The sequence below is a fragment of the uncultured Clostridium sp. genome (genome assembly GCF_963527835.1).
In the GTDB taxonomy this organism is placed as follows: Bacteria; Bacillota; Clostridia; order Clostridiales; family Clostridiaceae; genus Clostridium.
Genome location: NZ_CAURTC010000003.1, coordinates 95,845 through 113,270 on the forward strand (window position 1 = coordinate 95,845; position 17,426 = coordinate 113,270).

Sequence of the window (17,426 nt, forward strand, 5' to 3'; positions counted from 1 at the left end):
ATATTTCAAAAGATTGATAGGATTTTTACCTTATCAATCTTTTGCTATTTATATAATAATATTTTATAATCATATAAGCAAATAAAGTCCGAATAGCTTATATGCTCTTCGAGATATTTTAAGTAGGTGGTTATATGGAAAAATACATATTAAAAATAAAAAAGATTAGTGAAAAAGCAGTGGTACCTAATTATGCACATGAAGGAGATGCTGGATTAGACTTATATTCAGTAGAAGAATTGTTATTAGAAGCAGGAGAGAGAGCATTAATTCATACAGGAATACAAATAGAACTTCCTAAAAATACAGAGGCTCAAATTAGACCAAGAAGTGGTTTAGCATTAAAACATGGAATTACTACTTTAAATTCACCAGGAACAATAGACGAAGGCTATAGAGGTGAAATTGGTGTTATTTTGATAAACCATAGCAAAGAAAGTTTTAAAATAGAAGAGGGCATGAAAATAGCTCAAATGGTTGTAAAACCTATACTTAATGTTCAAATAGAAGAAGTTAATGAATTAAGTGATTCTGAAAGAAAAGCAAATGGATTTGGGTCTTCAGGATTAAGATAATATAACAAAAACAGCTTTAAGAAGCTGTAGTTACTATATTATTTCTAAAATATATAGTTTTAAGAAATCTATGTTTTAAATATGTGTTGATATATGCAATAGGCAAAGTGACAGTGTAATTGGACTATACTCATTTTTAGTATTCTTAAATTCAATTACTCAGTCTACTTTGCTTATGCATATATCAACACTCTACTAAAACATAGTCTTTTTTAGTTTGATTCATTTAATTCTTCCCATTCTTCGTAAAGTCCTTGAATTAGGATTTCTTTAGCTTTAATTTCTTTATTAACTCTTTCACTTTCAGATGGAACAGAATAGATCTCTTCTTTGCATAAATCTTCTTGAAGCATTAATAAATCTTCTTCATTTTTATTTATAGTTTCTTCAAGAGATTTTATTTTATTTTGAATAGCCTTAGCTTCTTTATCTAAAGCTTTCTTTTTCTTTTTTTCTGTATTTAATTGAGTCTTTGTTTTTGATGAATCATGTTCATCATAACTTTCAAATCTTAAAGGATTTTTTTTCTTTTCTGTATAATAACTATAATTCCCTAAATAATTCACAACTCCATTTTCAGTTAACTCTAATATTCTATTTATAACTTTGTTCAAAAAGTATCTGTCATGAGATATTACTAGTAATGAGCCATCATAACTTAGAATAGCATCTTCTAGAGCTTCTCTAGATGGAATATCTAAGTGATTAGTAGGTTCATCTAATAATAATAAATTAGCTTTTGATAAAATAAGTTTTAATAAATTAATTCTACACTTTTCTCCACCACTTAGTTTATCAATTTTCTTAAAAACATCATCCCCAGTAAATAAAAAAGAAGCAAGAACATTTCTAATTTGTGTAGTAGTTAGTTCGGGAAAATCACCCCAAACCTCATCTATTATTGTTTTATCAAGATTAAGGTTTGATTGTTCTTGATCATAATATCCAACGTTAACATTTGTACCTAGAACTTTAATACCACCATCACTTTTAACTTTATCCATTATTATGTTAAATAAAGTTGTTTTACCTCGACCATTTTCACCGATTAAAGCAATTTTTTCTCCACGTTTTAAATCAACTGAAAGATTAGAAAATAATTTTTTCTCACCATAAGATTTAGATAGATTTTCAATATGTAATACGTCAAATCCACTTTTTATAGATGTCTCAAATTTTATTTTAGAAGCAGATTTTTCAACATCAGGAGCATGCAATAGGTCAATTCTATCAAGAGCTTTTTCTCTGCTTTCAGCAGCTTTAATACTTTTTTCTCGATTAAATGATCTAAATTTTTCGATAATAGCCTCTTGCCTTTTAATTTCAGCTTGTTGAATGTTATAAGCTTTTAATTTACTTTCATAATCTTTTTCTTTTAATTCTAAATATTTAGTATATGGCGCATTATAGCAATTAACATGACCATTTATAACTTGAAAAGTTATATTAGTAACAGAATCTAAGAAATATCTATCATGTGAAATTATAAGAACTGTTCCTTTATAGCTTTTTAAGTATTCTTCAAGCCATTCAATTGCATCTAAATCTAAATGATTTGTGGGCTCATCTAGTAGTAGTATATCAGGTTTTAAAAGTAATAGCTTACATAAAGCTACTCTAGTTTTCTGTCCACCACTAAGTGTTGAAATAACTTTGTTAAAATCATTTTCATTAAATCCCAAACCTTTAACTATACGAGATATTTCACCTTTATATGTATATCCACCTCTGTTTTCATATAAATCTTGAGCAGTAGTATAGTCTTTTATTATTTTTTCATGATAAGCAGCATTTTTTTCATCATAAGGCTCACCCATTTTTATTTGTAAATTAGAAATTTTATTTTCTAGTTGTATAAGCTCATTAAATACGGTCAACATTTCATCATAAAGAGTAACTTCAGAATTTAAGTTTAAATGTTGAGATAAATAGCCTATAGATTTATTTTTATCTATATAAATATCGCCTGCATCTTGAAGGATTTCTTTAGAAAGTATTTTGAATAGAGTAGATTTACCTTCTCCATTTGACCCAATTATACCAACCTTATCTCCATCATTAACAGAAAAAGTTACTTCTTTTAAGATATCATCTATTCCATAACTTTTACTTATATCTTTACAACTTAAGACAATCATTATTTATCCTCCAATGTTTTATTGTTATAATTAAATATATATTATATAATTATACTATTTTATAATAGGTATATCAATTTAAGGAATAATCTTTGGAGGAATTATAAATGAACTTATATGACGAAAAGATTGATAAGGTTAGTGCTAAGAAGCAATTAAAGGAAAAACAGTTATTTGATTCAGCCTATGAGCTGTTTTTAACACAAGGAATTGAAAAAACATCTATAAGCGATATTGTAAATAAAGCTGGAATAGCAAAGGGTACATTTTATTTATATTTTAATGATAAACATGATCTTTTAAATAAACTTATATTAAAAAAGAGCAACAAGTTATTAAAAGACGCTTTGAATGAGACAACTAATAACTCAATAGAAGATTTTTCAGAAAGAGTTTTATTTTTTATAAATTACATAATAGAAAATTTAAAACATAATAAGTTACTTCTTAAAATTATAAATAAAAATATTTCTTGGGGATTATATAGAAAAAATATATTAAAGCCTGAGGAGTATGAGAATGTAAATAAAGTAGTAGATAATTTTATAAAAAATCTAGTTAATGCGGGTATGTCAGAAGAAGAGGCTGAGATGACTTTATTTATGATAATAGAATTAGTAGGAAGTGTATGTTTTACAACGATAATATTTAAAGAGCCTACGGATATAGATACTATTAAACCTATTTTATTTAAAAAAATTCTAGCGATGATAAAGGTTTAAAAGTTAATCTTTGTTTTAATACTATGTTCTTAAGTTCAATTACTATGATCAGCTTTGTTTATGTATATATAAGCAAATTGCTAAATTAGAGCCTAAAATTAAAATACCTATCCTAATATATATTAAGATAGGTATTACTTATAAGATTACTTTTTTCTGTAAGCATCTTTAGTTAGTATATATCCTATTCTAGGAGTGTCATTAAAGAGTCCTACGATATAAATTGTTATGAACATATTTTTGTCTAATTCAATATTGCTTATAAATTTGCTGAAATTATTTTTATCTGATACAACAAAATTATATATTCCAGGAGATACGGGATAATAATCTGTTGGCTCTAAGTAAGGAATTTCATCAAATAAAAGTGGTCCATCTGGTAATGACAAAGACATATTAGATGAGTTTGGTGAAAGATTAATAAATCTTACATATGATAATAGAGGATTGGCTTCTAACTCACCATCATCTAGTTTAAATAATGATACTACTTTATTTTCATAATTTATATTTATAGTTGAATAAGAAAGTGGTAATATTTCTATTGTTTCAGATAGTAGAGGTTTATCAGTAGTATAAGCTTTAAACAATTTAATATCATATTTACCAGGGGAAACAGTTATATAATCTGAAATTTGTGCAAATGAAAGATTGGAATATAGTAATTTATCATTAGCATAGATATCTACACTTATAGATTCAGGAAGAGCATGCAGAAATCTAACGTTTGATTTTATATCTGGAAATGAATTTCTAAATAAAAACATAAAATTTCACCTACCTATCCTTACAGTATTGTAATGATAATTTTATTATCCTTTTAATCATTACTCTAGCTATTGGATAAGGAATTCCATAAACTGAAAGAGTAGTTAATATATTAGGGTTTTTTTCTTCAATTTTTAAATAAATTCTATTAACATCATTATCAGCATTAATTCTTTCTAAATCCTCGCTTTCATTTAAATCTAAATCAAATCCTCTAAGCATTTTATCAGGAGTTAATTCATTTGAAGTATCTTTTTTCATAACATCACTTTTTTTATTACAATTTTTATTTAGTTCGTTAATATAGCAATATAGTTGTGATTGCATAGTTTCATCTGGAAATAAATCTGAAGAATTAATATCACCTCTAAAATCGAAATTAAAATTATTATCAGGCTCACCATCAAAGAGAGAATTATTAGCTTTAAAAAAGGGTGTCAATGATGATTGATTACAGCGAAAATTAAAATTGTTTTGTAATGGGACAAAACTATAATCAAAATCATTATTACATTCAATATTCATATATTTTTTATCTGGTTTCATTTTTCTACGATACCTCCATATATTTTCTTAATAACTATATGACTATAAAAGACTATTTGTTACACTTTATAATATGAATTCATATACATATATATTACCTATTTAACTATATTTCATGGTGACACAATAAAAGCCACATATGAATAGGATATATTGGAGGAGATGTATATGAGGATAAAAAATGAGGAGAACATTAGGGATTTATTTCTTGGAATAGATGAAAAAGTTTATGATTATAAAGGTAATGGCATAAATTCAATAAATTTTGATAATGCAGCAACTACACCTACTTTTAAATCTAATTTTTCATATATGAAAAAACTAAGTAAAACTTACGCATCCATAGGTAGAGGTACAGGGCAAAAAGCAGAAATAACTACCGAATTATATTATGAATCAAAAAGATTTTTAATGGATTTTTTTCATATAAAGAATAGTGACAAATATATTGTGATTTATGTTAACAATACAACGGAAGCCCTAAATAAACTTGCTAAAACCTTATTAAAAGAAGATGATGAAATTGTTCTTATATCAAGAATGGAACATCATTCAAATGATTTACCTTGGAGAAATAGGGGGAAAGTTGATTATATAGAAGTTAATAAAGAGGGAAGATTAAAACTTGAAGAGTTGGAAGAAAAGTTAAAGAATAATCTTGGAAAAATAAAATATGTATCCCTAACTGGTGCATCTAATGTAACTGGATATATAAACAATATTCATGAAATAGCCAAAATAGTTCATCAATATGGTGCTAAATTAATAGTAGATGCAGCTCAACTTGTAGCTCATAAAAAAATTAGTATTAGCGGAAATTCAAAAGAAGAGGATATAGACTTTTTAGTATTTTCTTCTCATAAAATATATTCCCCATTTGGAATAGGTGTAATAATAGGCTTAAAAGAAGATTTTATAAATTCTCTTCCAGATTATTCAGGTGGAGGAACAGTAGAGTTGGTTTTAGATAACGAATTAACTTATCTTAAGCCGCCAGAAAAAAATGAAGCAGGAACTCCAAATTTTTTAGGAGTAATGTCTTTAATAAATTCATTAAGAGAATTAAGGAATATAGGATATCAATTTATTGAACAACATGAGAAAGTTCTTTTAAAGAGAATGTTGCAAGGCCTTGAAAGCATTCCACAAATAATTAATTACGGTGATACCTTTAATATTTATGATAGGCTTGGAATAACTGTTTTTAATATAAATGAATTTTATGACAAGGAAGTAGCTGAAATATTAGCTAAGAGACATGGAATAGCAGTAAGGCATGGATGGTTTTGTGCACATCCTTATTGTAGAAGGCTTATGGGAATAAGCGAGGAAGAAGCAAGTTATTTTTTAAATGATGAAACAAAAAGAATGCCAGGAATGGTTAGAGTAAGTTTTGCAGTATATAATACAGAAAAGGAAATAGATTTCTTTTTAAATACAGTAGAAGATATTGCAAGAGGAAAGTTAACTTTATAAATAATGAACTTTTAGATATATTCTAAAAGTTCATTATTTAGATAATATGAAATCTTGGTTATATTAAATTTTTATAGTAAGAGAGTTATTAGTTTGAGTTTAATAACTCTTTTACTCAGTTAAACATAATTAGATGTTAAAAACTTTATATTGTGGTAAGTTATTTTCTATTTTTAAATTAGGAATATTTTTTACTAATGGTGAAAAATACTCATAAGCCTCTTCTTTTAAAAAGTTTCCATACTCATTAATCCATTCAGAAGGGAAGTACCTAACATTATTAGCTACTTTATCAGCATCTACTAAGAAGTAAGATGATTTATAGTCTTTAAAATCTTCACGTTTTATAGCAACCATTTTACCACTTTCATTATTTACTGCACTTTGTAAAGCTACATAACCAACATCATAAGCTTCATTTAAATCAGAATCAGATGCAGAGTGCATTGCACAACGTTGTAAAATTCCTAGTTCTAAAGCTTTTACTCTTTTAGTTATACCGGCATCAAGAATTAAATTTCTTAGATACTGGCTAACACCACCTAATTGAGCATGTCCGAAATTATCGTTAGAAACACATTGGAACTCAGATATAAATTTACCAGTTTCATCTTTAATGCCTTCAGATACAACAATATATACTTTATTTTGTTCTTTAAATTTTTCTCTAACATCATTTATAAATTGATATTTATCAAAAGCAGTTTCAGGAAGATAAATAAAATCAGCAACAGGCTTGTTATCTATTCTTGCTATGCAAGCTGATGCTGCTAGCCAACCTGTGTCTCGTCCCATAGTTTCTAATATAAATATACCATTGTTAATATAGACTGAAGAATCAAGATAGGTTTCTAATACGGATGTTGTAATGAATTTTGCAGCACTACCAAAACCAGGTGTGTGATCAGTAAACATTAAATCATTGTCAATTGTTTTAGGAATACCAATAAAGTTTATATCAATATTATTTTTTTTAGAATAAGCAGAAAGTTTAGCAATTGTATCCATAGAATCATTTCCACCAATATAAAAAAATGAAGTGATATCATATTGTTTTAATATTTCTATTAGTTTTTCATATTCATCACAAAAATTATCGGGATTTTGTAATTTATATCTACAAGATCCTAACCCAGAAGATGGTGTATATCTAAAAGTTTGTAAATCTTCCTCATTAATTAGGGTAAGATCAATTATATTTTTATTTAAAATTCCTTCAATACCATTTAAGCCACCATAGACTTTATCAAAAATTTTAAGTGACTTATTAGCGTGTATTAATCCTACTACACTAGAATTAATAACAGAAGTTGGACCACCAGATTGTGCAATAATACAATTAGACATAAAAACGCTCCTTTTTAAAACATAACAGTATAAATGTGATATACTATTTGCTTATTAATAATACTCTATTTAATAATATACAACAAAAAGTACATTAAATAAATAGTTTTTTTGCTAAATATTAAATTAATTAATTATCTTTGCATATATTTTCAGTTTCATAATAATTATTATTATAGATACTAATTTTATAGATATAAGGAAAGTGATGATTATGAGTTCGAGTGAAGTTATATTAATAGGAATTATATTAGCTATGGATGCGTTTGGTGTAACACTGAGTATAGGATTAAATTCAATACTTACTTACAAAAATAAAATGAAATTTATATTGTCCTTTGCTTTTTTTCAGTTTTTGTTTACTTATATTGGAGGAACTGCAGGATACTTATTTGATGTTTATATTGTAAATATATCTTCCTTGGCAGGTGGAATAATACTTTTTGTTATAGGCATGCTCATGATATTAGATGGATTAAAGAGTGAAAAAAATGATGTATTAGAGAGAAATAGTACTTGCATAATATTAGGGATATCTGTAAGCATAGATGCTTTAGTTGTTGGATTTACTACTCTTCATAATTTAAATAATGCGTTACTTCTTACATTAGATTCTTTGCTGATAGGACTTATAACGCTGGTAATATGTTTTAGTGGATTATTTTTATGCAAATACATAAGAAGAATTAATTTTATAAGTAAATATGCTGATTTTTTAGCTGGAATCATATTAATATTATTTGGATTAAAAATGGTATTCTTTTAGTATAGTTCTTTAACGATCATGTGTTATAATAAACTTAAGAATGTTTATTAGGGGATAGACTAATGGATTTAAAAGAATTTTTAAAAAATAAAAATATAAAAGTAACAAAAGGAAGAGTTGAGATACTAGAAATATTAAGAATTTCTAATAATAGTTTGAGTGCGGAAAAGATATATCAAATATGCAAGTGTGATAATATAAATATTAATTTAAGTACTATTTATAGAACATTAGAATTATTTGAGGAAAAAGATATAATTGATAAAATTGTCCTTGAAGATGGTGTGTTTTCTTATAAATTAAAGAAGAAGACTCATATGCATTTTTTAAAATGTAATATTTGTAATAAAGAAGTTGAGATTCCATGTCCTATGATTCAAATACAAGAAATTGTAGAAAATAAGACTGGATTCACATTGACAGAACATAACCTTATTCTTAAGGGTGTATGCCAAGAATGTAAGAAGAATAAGTAAAACAGAGATAAAGCAAAATATAAAGTGCTAAATAAGAAGTTATTTTTATAAATAAATCCTTATTTAGCACTTTTTATTATCTATATTTTAAATAAAAGCTGATACTTTAGTATAAGGGGATAATGGAATTAAAATTCTGTACACTAACTTCAGATTATAATATCAACATGTTAAAAAACAGAACATTTATCAATGATTTTTATTAGATGTAAATATTAAAGTTAATACTAGCATTATTACTGAAGTTAAAGCAATTGTTCCTCCAGGAGCACTATTAAGATAGTATGATAAAACTAAACCTAATATAACATCTATTAATCCAAAGATTATAGAAAAAATCAGTGTTTTATTAAAGCCTTTTTTTAATTGCATAGCAGTTGCTACAGGAACTACCATTATTGATGAAACAACTAAAATACCCATTATTTGAATAGAAAGAGATATAGTTGCACCAACTAATAATGTAAATATGTAATTTATAAGTTTAACATTTATTCCAACAGTTTTAGCGCCGTTTTCATCAAATGTTACATATATTAATTTATTATAAATTATAAGTAAAAGTATTATACAAATGGCACCAATCAATGAAATTAATAAAATATCAGATCTTGTTACCGTTAATATACTACCAAATAAAAAGGAATCTACTTTAGCAACAGCTTTACCGCTACTGACTAATATAATTGCAATACCTAAACTTAAGGTCAATACAATAGACATAACTAATTCAGAATATTTTTTATAATAATCTCTTAAGAATTCTATTATTATTGCACAAAGTGACGTAAATAAAAAAGCAGTAATTATTGGATTGGTTCCTATTACGAGTCCAATAGCTACTCCAGCAAAGGAAGAATGTGATAATGTATCTCCAATCATAGAATTTCTTCTAAGAACAATAAATAGACCAATAAATGGACAAAGTATTGCTACTATAATTCCAGCCATAAAGGCATTTTGCATAAAACTTAATTCAAACATATATAATTACCTTTCTAAAATTAATAAAATAGTTACATTGCGCAAGACTTATGATGTTCATATTCAAGATAATTAATAAATTCTTTTTTAGTATATAAAGTAAGAATACCACTATTAACTTTTAAAATATGAGTAGAATACTTAAGTGCAACATCTGTATTATGTTCAACAGATATAATTGTTTTATTTAAATCTTCATTTAAACTTTTTAATAAAGGATAAATTTCACTTTGGCTCTTTTCATCAACTCCGGTTGAAGGTTCATCTAATATTATTAAATCAGGATTACCTATAAGAGCTTTTGCAATAAATATTCTTTGTTGTTGTCCTCCAGATAAATTTCCAATTAATGAATTTTTAAAATTTTTCATATTAACTTTATTTAATACGTCATCTATTTCAGTAGTTTTTTTAATTCCCATAGTTTTCGCATGCATTGATAACAACTCTTTTACTGTTATAGGAAATTGAGAATTAAAATTATCTAATCTTTGAGGAACATAGGAAATTTTATTGAAATCTAAAGTTATTGAACCTGATGTTGGTTTTAATAATCCAATTACTAATTTTATAAAAGTACTTTTACAACTACCATTTTCACCTAGTATTGATAAGTAAACACCACCTGGTATATCAAGTGTAATATTGTTTAATAAGAGTTCGGACTTGTTTGTATATGAAAATGATAAATCTTTTATTTTTATCAAAAAATAATCAGCTCCTTAAAAATAATATATTTAGGCATTATATAATATAATACCTAAATATATTATATACTTAGTTGCAAATTGTTTGCAACTATTACTAATTATATACTTCATCTAATACCCAAAAATTACTTTTATCTTTTTTAAAGTTTCCTTTTAAAATTGTTTTTTTATGAGGTTCTTCTTTTGATAATCCGGAAGCTTCTACAAGAGCATTTTCTCCATCAGAATAAATTAATGACATTTCTTGAACTCTAAGAAGCTTATCTTTTTTATCAAAGCCGTTAGTAAAATAATGTTCAACAGAATAAGCTAAATCAGCACATCTTTTTTGAACATATATTTCTTTTGTAATAATAAAAGAAGAAAGAACTACGGTAATTAAAATTAAAAATGTACATATATAACGTTTTAAAATAGTTCTTTTTTTTCTTTTCTTTACCTTTTGTTTCTTATATTGATTTAAATCAATTGTATTATTTTTTTTTACATTTCTACTATAAAACTCCTGCCTCTCCATAAGCACCTCCTATAATGTCTTTAATATGTTTTGGAAATTGAAAAAAATTCTAATAATGCAAACTAAAGGTTAACATAATATAAAATGTTGTAAGTAAATATTACCATATATTTACAAATGTTTAAATATTTTTTTATACATAAAATGGAAAAATATAATAAATAGAAGCAATTCTATTGCTTATTAAGATAAAATATACTTATAATGTATTTAGGCACAATCAAAAAAATAACAAGTCCATTTGCCAGCCTATTTTTCATCATGCTGCGTCGTCAAATTGACCTAATAGGCACGCTATGAGGTCAATTCATCTTCTTGCCTGATGAAAAATATCCATTGCAACTTTGGACTTATTATTTATTTTCATGTGCCTTATTATAAATGAACAAATATTTAAAAGGATGGTGCTGAATTATGGAATTTTCAAGTTTAGTTTTAATAGAGAAAGATAGTGAAACAGGATTTATAAAAAAAGAGTTAGGAAGTTTTGAAGTAAGTGAAGGTGGATTATTTGTTAAAAAGTTTTATGTATTAGATGGAATTGTACATATGTATTTTGATACTAATAAAAATGTAGAAGAATGGGAATATTCAGCTATATATGATTTATTTAATACAGAAAGATTTACTGAAAAGGGATATGAAATAGAAGAAGACTTAGATGAATATGATCCAACATATGTTATAAAATTTAAATATGAAGATGATTTTGATTTTATTAAAGAAAAAGTACACGAATGTATAACATTAATACAGGAAGAAATGAATAATGTATGGGAAAATATCAAAGATAAGAAAGAAGAATATATTTAAAATCTCAAAATATTTACTATTATAATTTAAATAGGAGGTAAATTAATGGAAGAATTAAAAAAGAGAGAAGAAATTGAATCCAAATTTAAATGGAAAGTAGAAAAAATATATAAAAATATTGATGAGTGGGAAAAAGAATTTAATGCTCTAAGAAAAGAAGCACATAGCTTAAAAGACTTTTCAGGTAAATTAAATCGTGGAGAAAGTATATTAGAATATTTAAAGTTGAGTGAAGAAATATCAAGAAAGGCAGAAAAATTATATATATATGCTCATTTAAAATCTGATGAAGATACTTCAAATGCAACATATCAAAGTTTAATGAGCAAAATCGATATATATATGGCTGAGTTTGCAGGTTATACAGCTTACTTTGTTCCAGAAATATTGAGCTTAGATGATGGCTTTATAGCAAAAGAAATAGAAAGATTAGATGAATTAAAACCATATAAATTTTTATTTGAAGATATATTAAAAGAAAAACCACATGTATTATTAAAAGAAATGGAAGAACTTTTAGCTCAAGCCTCTGATTGCTTAGATGCACCATCAGCTATCCATAATATTTTAACTAATGCAGATATGACATTTGGAAAGATAAAAAATGAAGATGGAAAAGATGTAGAATTAACAGAGGGAAATTATTCTTCTTTTATAAGAAGTAAAAATAGGGGACTTAGAAAAAGAGCATTTGAACAGTTATTTGGTGAATATGAAAAACTTCAAAATACATTAGCCACATCTCTAACTTGTTCAATTAAAAATTTTAATTTTAGCAGCAAAATAAGAAAGTATAATTGTGCTTTAGAAGCTTCACTTAAACCTAATAATATACCTTTAGAAGTATATAAAAATGCTGTAAAAGTTATAAATGATAATTTAGACTCTCTTCATAGATATGTAAATGTAAAAAAGAAACTGTTAGGTTTAGATGAAATTCATATGTATGATTTATATGTTCCAGTTATTGAAACACCAAAAGAAAAAATAGAATTTAATGATGGTGTAGATATAGTATTAGATGCATTAAAGCCATTAGGTGATGAATATTTAAGTATATTTAATAGTGGTATAGAAGATGGATGGATAGATATATACGAAAATAAGGGTAAAAAAGGTGGAGCATATTCATGGGGTGGATATGATACAATGCCTTATGTATTATTAAATTACAATAATGAACTTGGTGATGTATCTACATTAGCTCATGAAATGGGTCACTCAATTCATTCATATTATTCAAGAAAAGAACAACCGTACTATTATGCAGGATATACTTTATTCTGTGCAGAAGTTGCATCTACTACAAATGAATCAATACTTATTCATTATTTAATAGATAAAGAAAAAGATGAAAATAAAAAACTTTATTTAATAAATCAGGAATTGGAGCAGATAAGAACTACTGTATTTAGACAATTAATGTTTGCAGAATTTGAATTATATACACATGAGACTTTAGAAAAAGGAACTCCTTTAACTGCTGAGGATTATAACAATAAATGGCATGAATTGAACGTAAAGTATTTTGGACCAGAAATGATTGTAGATAAAGAAATAAATATTGAATGGTCAAGAATACCTCATTTCTATTCAGATTTTTATGTTTATCAATATGCTACAGGTTATGCAGCAGCTTCAGCATTCTCTAAAGCTATTTTAGAGAATAAAGAAAATGCAGTTGAAAAATATAAAGGATTCTTAAAATCTGGAGGAAGTAATTATCCAATAGATATATTAAAAAATGCAGGTGTTGATATGACAACTGATGAACCTTTAGAAGCAACAATTAAGAGATTCAATGAATTATTAGACATGATTGATTTTTAAAGAATAAGGATATGTTTAAGCAATGTGTTGATATATCTAAAACATAAGCAATGAAAATATATTATATAATGCTGTCTTAATTTTTAAGGCAGCATTTGTATTACTTATATAATTTGAAAAACATGTAAATATATGTTTTTAAACATAGCCTGAAAAATATAAATAGATAATAAAAAGGGATGGATTTAAGCATGAAATATTTAGAACAAAAATTATTTAATTTCTTAATAAAAAATGATAATTTTTATATTAAAGAATACTATAGTAAGTTTTATGATAAATTAAATTATATTGCTATAAAAGAATTAGGGTATGGTAGCTATTGTGTACTAGTTACAAGTGAAGAACATGAAGATATAAACGTACAGGAAGCTGTAGCATATTTAAAAACATTAGGAAAGAATTTTGCTTTAAATATAGTTGTACTTTCAAATGGAGAATATTTAGGAAGTAAACAGGAAAATATAAATAAATTAGTTATAAATAAAAAAAATAATAATATAGTTTTATGTGATAAATCTTGTGATCCTTTAAAGAATATAATTATTAATATAAATAAAAGCTCTGAATTTAAGTTGAATAAATTTTTAAGAAACAAAAAGAGCACTTTAATTTTAATTGCAATGAATGTGATTGTATTCTTATTAACAGCGTTTATATCTGGACGTATATTAACCATAGATATAAATGTATTAATAAATTTTGGAGCCAAGTATAATCCTTTAATATATCAAGGTGAAATTTGGAGACTAATAACTTGTGCATTTTTACATGGAGGCATAGCTCATCTGTTATCTAATATGTATGCATTATATATTTTAGGACCACAAGTAGAAAGAATTTTTGGTCTTAAGAAATATTTATGTATATACTTTACATCAGCTATAACTTCAAGTTTATTAAGTGTATTATTGAATGAAAATTCAGTATCAGTAGGAGCATCTGGAGCAATATTTGGCTTACTTGGGGCAATACTAGTATTTAGTATAAAAGAAAGACATAGAATAAAAAAGGGGTATATATTAAATTTAGTAGGAATAATAATTTTGATTTTAATGTCTGGATTTACCATTAGAGGTATAGATAATTTAGGTCACATAGGAGGTTTTCTAGGAGGCTTGATAATGGGACGTATTTTAATGATTAAGAAAGTATAGAAGTTCTGAAAAATCTAATGAAATCTAGAATTGAAGGAAACAATATGGTACTAAAACAAGAATCTTTATTTGAAACAAAAATATAGTATTTAAGAATGCTTCAGGTTTTTTAAATAATAGCTTTTAATACAATAATGTATAGTACTCTTTGAGTTAAAAATATAGTTTAAGAAGATATAATGAGGAGGAGTAAATTTGAAAAGAAAATTAACATATGATGAAATAATAACAATGATGGTAATTACAATATTAGTAATTCATTTAATATTTAATATATTATTTCAGTCAGGCAGTGAAGTTTTTAGAATTGTATTACTTATTATTACTATTTTTATTGCAAAGTTTGTTTTTTCTGTTACTTTTATTAAACATTGCAAAATGATTTACTTGTTAATTTTAACTTTCATAATTATGGCTATGTATGTAGGTAATGTATTTAATATATATACATATATATATTGTTATGATAAAATACTTCATTTTGTATCTGGAATCATAATTAGTGTTATAGGATTTTCCATATATGTGAATTATACACATAAAGTTAATGATAAATTAAATCCACTATTTTCATTAATTTTTATATTAAGTTTTTCAATTGCTATGGCTGGAGTATGGGAGATATGGGAGTTTTCTACGGATAGATTGTTTGGATTAAATTCTCAAAATAATAGTTTGATTGATACTATGTTAGATATAATTATGGGAACTCTAGGATGCTTAACAATATTACCTATGGAATATTATTGTATTAAAGGTAGAAATGTACGATTTTTCAGAAGATTAATTAGTGAAATTATAAAATAATTTTGAAATTAAAAATTAATAAATTGATAATAAATAGTAAATTAATATGATATACTGTGAATTTTACTATAATTTTAATAATATTATAGTAAAATAATCTAGCAGGGTGTATTATATAAACAAAATCATTTAAATTAAAATAATTGATTTGTAAAATTTTAAGGAGATGAATTTAATGGAAGCAAAAGCAAAGGCATATGTTGATGGGGTATTAAAAAGGGTTGAAGAGGTTAACAAGGAACAAACAGAATTTATAGATGCAGTTACTGAAGTATTAAATTCTTTAGTACCAGTATTTGCAAAGCATGAAGAGTTTATACAGGCTGCTTTGCTTGAGAGAATAGTAGAACCAGATAGACAAATTATTTTTAGAGTACCTTGGGTAAATGATAATGGGGATGTTAAAGTAAACAGAGGATTTAGAGTACAATTTAATAATGCAATAGGACCATATAAGGGTGGATTAAGATTTCATCCATCAGTAAATTTAAGCATAATAAAATTTTTAGGTTTTGAACAAATATTCAAAAATTCTTTAACTGGATTACCAATTGGTGGGGGAAAAGGTGGTTCAGATTTTGATCCAAAAGGAAAATCAAATAATGAGATAATGAGATTCTGTCAAAGTTTTATGGCTGAATTATATAAGCATATTGGACCTAATATAGATGTTCCAGCAGGAGATATTGGTGTAGGTGGAAGAGAAATTGGATACCTTTATGGTTACTATAAGAAATTAAGAAATACTAGTGAACAAGGGGTTTTAACTGGAAAAGGCTTAACTTTTGGAGGTAGCTTAGCTAGAACAGAAGCTACTGGATATGGATTAGTATATTTTGCAGATGAAATGTTAAAAGATAATAATATGACATTTGAAGGCAAAAGAGTAGTTATTTCTGGATCGGGAAATGTTGCTATTTATGCTACTCAAAAGGCACAAGAATTAGGTGCAACAGTTGTAGCCCTAAGTGATTCTAATGGATATATATATGATGAAAATGGAATAGATTTAAAAGCTATAAAAGAAATTAAAGAAGTAAAGAGGGGCAGAATAAAGGATTATTTAAATTATGTATCAACTGCCAAGTATGAAGATGGATGCAATGGTATTTGGAAAATTAAATGTGATATAGCATTACCTTGTGCAACTCAAGGAGAGATTGATTTAGAAAGTGCAAAAATATTAGTAGCTAATGGAGTTCAAGCGGTAGCAGAAGGTGCTAATATGCCATCAACTTTAGATGCAATAGATGTATTCCAGAACAATAATGTGTTATTTGGACCAGCAAAGGCAGCTAATGCTGGAGGTGTTGCTTGTTCGGCTCTCGAAATGTCACAAAATAGTTTAAGATTATCATGGTCATTTGAGGAAGTAGATGAAAAGCTTAAAGATATAATGAAAAATATATATAACAACTCTAAAAATGCAGCAGAACAATATGGACATCCAGGAAATATTGTAATGGGAGCTAACATAGCTGGGTTTATGAAAGTAGCAGATGCTATGATAAGTCAAGGGATTATATAATTTTTTTCTTTAAAGTATTTATTAATTTATAAGAGTTAACTTTAATTTTTAAGGAATTAAGTTAACTCTTTATGTTTATATATAATTAAAGTATAGAATGTTTAAGGTTAGAAATAATAATGAAATTTAAGTTTAAAATGAAATTATTTAAGTTATAAATTGTAAAAGTGAAATTATTTTTCTTGTTTTAATAGTATAATATTACAATAGTTTTTAAATTTTTAAAAATAAAATTAAGATAAAAAAGGATTTTTTAGTTACAAAAA

Annotated in this window: 17 protein-coding genes; 10 read left to right on the forward strand and 7 right to left on the reverse strand. The window is 25.7% G+C overall.

The window, feature by feature from the left end:
• Window positions 1-134: 134 nt before the first annotated feature.
• Window positions 135-575, forward strand: a complete 441-nt coding sequence (gene dut / locus RYM86_RS02840; protein ID WP_315077614.1) for a dUTP diphosphatase — start codon at window positions 135-137, stop codon at window positions 573-575.
• 212 nt (window positions 576-787) lie between these two features.
• Here the strand turns inward: dut and RYM86_RS02845 are convergent, their stop codons facing one another.
• Entirely contained in the window at window positions 788-2,713 is a 1,926-nt protein-coding gene (locus tag RYM86_RS02845; protein WP_315077615.1) for an ABC-F family ATP-binding cassette domain-containing protein, read from the reverse strand.
• A gap of 107 nt (window positions 2,714-2,820) precedes the next feature.
• On the opposite strand from RYM86_RS02845, the gene RYM86_RS02850 reads away from it, so the two are divergent.
• The gene (locus RYM86_RS02850) at window positions 2,821-3,435 is read left to right on the forward strand and encodes a TetR/AcrR family transcriptional regulator (protein WP_315077617.1); all 615 of its coding nucleotides are present in this window, start codon (window positions 2,821-2,823) and stop codon (window positions 3,433-3,435) included.
• 146 nt (window positions 3,436-3,581) lie between these two features.
• On the opposite strand, the gene RYM86_RS02855 is transcribed toward RYM86_RS02850, so the two are convergent.
• Together RYM86_RS02855 and RYM86_RS02860 are read right to left on the reverse strand one after the other, a co-directional pair.
• Window positions 3,582-4,202: a DUF4397 domain-containing protein gene (locus tag RYM86_RS02855; protein ID WP_315077619.1), complete on the reverse strand. Its 621-nt coding sequence runs from the start codon at window positions 4,200-4,202 to the stop codon at window positions 3,582-3,584.
• Between the two features lie 10 nt (window positions 4,203-4,212).
• Complete coding sequence (locus RYM86_RS02860) at window positions 4,213-4,749, reverse strand: hypothetical protein (protein ID WP_315077620.1); 537 nt, start codon at window positions 4,747-4,749, stop codon at window positions 4,213-4,215.
• 168 nt (window positions 4,750-4,917) lie between these two features.
• Here RYM86_RS02860 and RYM86_RS02865 point away from each other — a divergent pair, with 168 nt between their 5' ends.
• On the forward strand, window positions 4,918-6,225 hold the full coding sequence (locus RYM86_RS02865) for an aminotransferase class V-fold PLP-dependent enzyme (RefSeq protein ID WP_315077621.1): 1,308 nt from the start codon (window positions 4,918-4,920) through the stop codon (window positions 6,223-6,225).
• Between the two features lie 129 nt (window positions 6,226-6,354).
• On the opposite strand, the gene RYM86_RS02870 is transcribed toward RYM86_RS02865, so the two are convergent.
• Window positions 6,355-7,572 (reverse strand): 6-phosphofructokinase, encoded by a 1,218-nt coding sequence (locus RYM86_RS02870; protein WP_315077623.1) that lies wholly within the window; start codon window positions 7,570-7,572, stop codon window positions 6,355-6,357.
• 214 nt (window positions 7,573-7,786) lie between these two features.
• Between RYM86_RS02870 and RYM86_RS02875 the strand changes: the two genes are divergently transcribed.
• Entirely contained in the window at window positions 7,787-8,338 is a 552-nt protein-coding gene (locus RYM86_RS02875; protein WP_315077625.1) for a manganese efflux pump, read from the forward strand.
• Window positions 8,339-8,400: 62 nt separating this feature from the next.
• Window positions 8,401-8,814, forward strand: coding sequence for a Fur family transcriptional regulator (locus RYM86_RS02880; protein ID WP_315077627.1), 414 nt, complete (start codon window positions 8,401-8,403; stop codon window positions 8,812-8,814).
• Window positions 8,815-9,003: 189 nt separating this feature from the next.
• On the opposite strand, the gene RYM86_RS02885 is transcribed toward RYM86_RS02880, so the two are convergent.
• From RYM86_RS02885 to RYM86_RS02895, 3 genes are all read right to left on the reverse strand, one after another.
• The gene (locus tag RYM86_RS02885; protein ID WP_315077629.1) at window positions 9,004-9,798 is read right to left on the reverse strand and encodes a metal ABC transporter permease; all 795 of its coding nucleotides are present in this window, start codon (window positions 9,796-9,798) and stop codon (window positions 9,004-9,006) included.
• Window positions 9,799-9,830: 32 nt separating this feature from the next.
• The gene (locus RYM86_RS02890) at window positions 9,831-10,505 is read right to left on the reverse strand and encodes a metal ABC transporter ATP-binding protein (protein WP_315077631.1); all 675 of its coding nucleotides are present in this window, start codon (window positions 10,503-10,505) and stop codon (window positions 9,831-9,833) included.
• Between the two features lie 97 nt (window positions 10,506-10,602).
• Window positions 10,603-11,025, reverse strand: coding sequence for a hypothetical protein (locus RYM86_RS02895; protein ID WP_315077632.1), 423 nt, complete (start codon window positions 11,023-11,025; stop codon window positions 10,603-10,605).
• A gap of 414 nt (window positions 11,026-11,439) precedes the next feature.
• Between RYM86_RS02895 and RYM86_RS02900 the strand changes: the two genes are divergently transcribed.
• The 5 genes from RYM86_RS02900 (at window position 11,440) to gdhA (ending at window position 17,160) form a co-directional block, all read left to right on the forward strand.
• Window positions 11,440-11,838 (forward strand): DUF6762 family protein, encoded by a 399-nt coding sequence (locus RYM86_RS02900; RefSeq protein WP_315077634.1) that lies wholly within the window; start codon window positions 11,440-11,442, stop codon window positions 11,836-11,838.
• A gap of 45 nt (window positions 11,839-11,883) precedes the next feature.
• Complete coding sequence (gene pepF, locus RYM86_RS02905; RefSeq protein WP_315077635.1) at window positions 11,884-13,668, forward strand: oligoendopeptidase F; 1,785 nt, start codon at window positions 11,884-11,886, stop codon at window positions 13,666-13,668.
• Window positions 13,669-13,859: 191 nt separating this feature from the next.
• Complete coding sequence (locus RYM86_RS02910) at window positions 13,860-14,825, forward strand: rhomboid family intramembrane serine protease (protein ID WP_315077636.1); 966 nt, start codon at window positions 13,860-13,862, stop codon at window positions 14,823-14,825.
• A 195-nt stretch (window positions 14,826-15,020) separates the two neighbouring features.
• A complete protein-coding gene (locus RYM86_RS02915; protein WP_315077637.1) occupies window positions 15,021-15,632 on the forward strand; it encodes a hypothetical protein in 612 nt (203 codons plus the stop codon).
• Between the two features lie 175 nt (window positions 15,633-15,807).
• Entirely contained in the window at window positions 15,808-17,160 is a 1,353-nt protein-coding gene (gene gdhA / locus RYM86_RS02920; RefSeq protein WP_315077638.1) for an NADP-specific glutamate dehydrogenase, read from the forward strand.
• Window positions 17,161-17,426 lie beyond the last annotated feature (266 nt).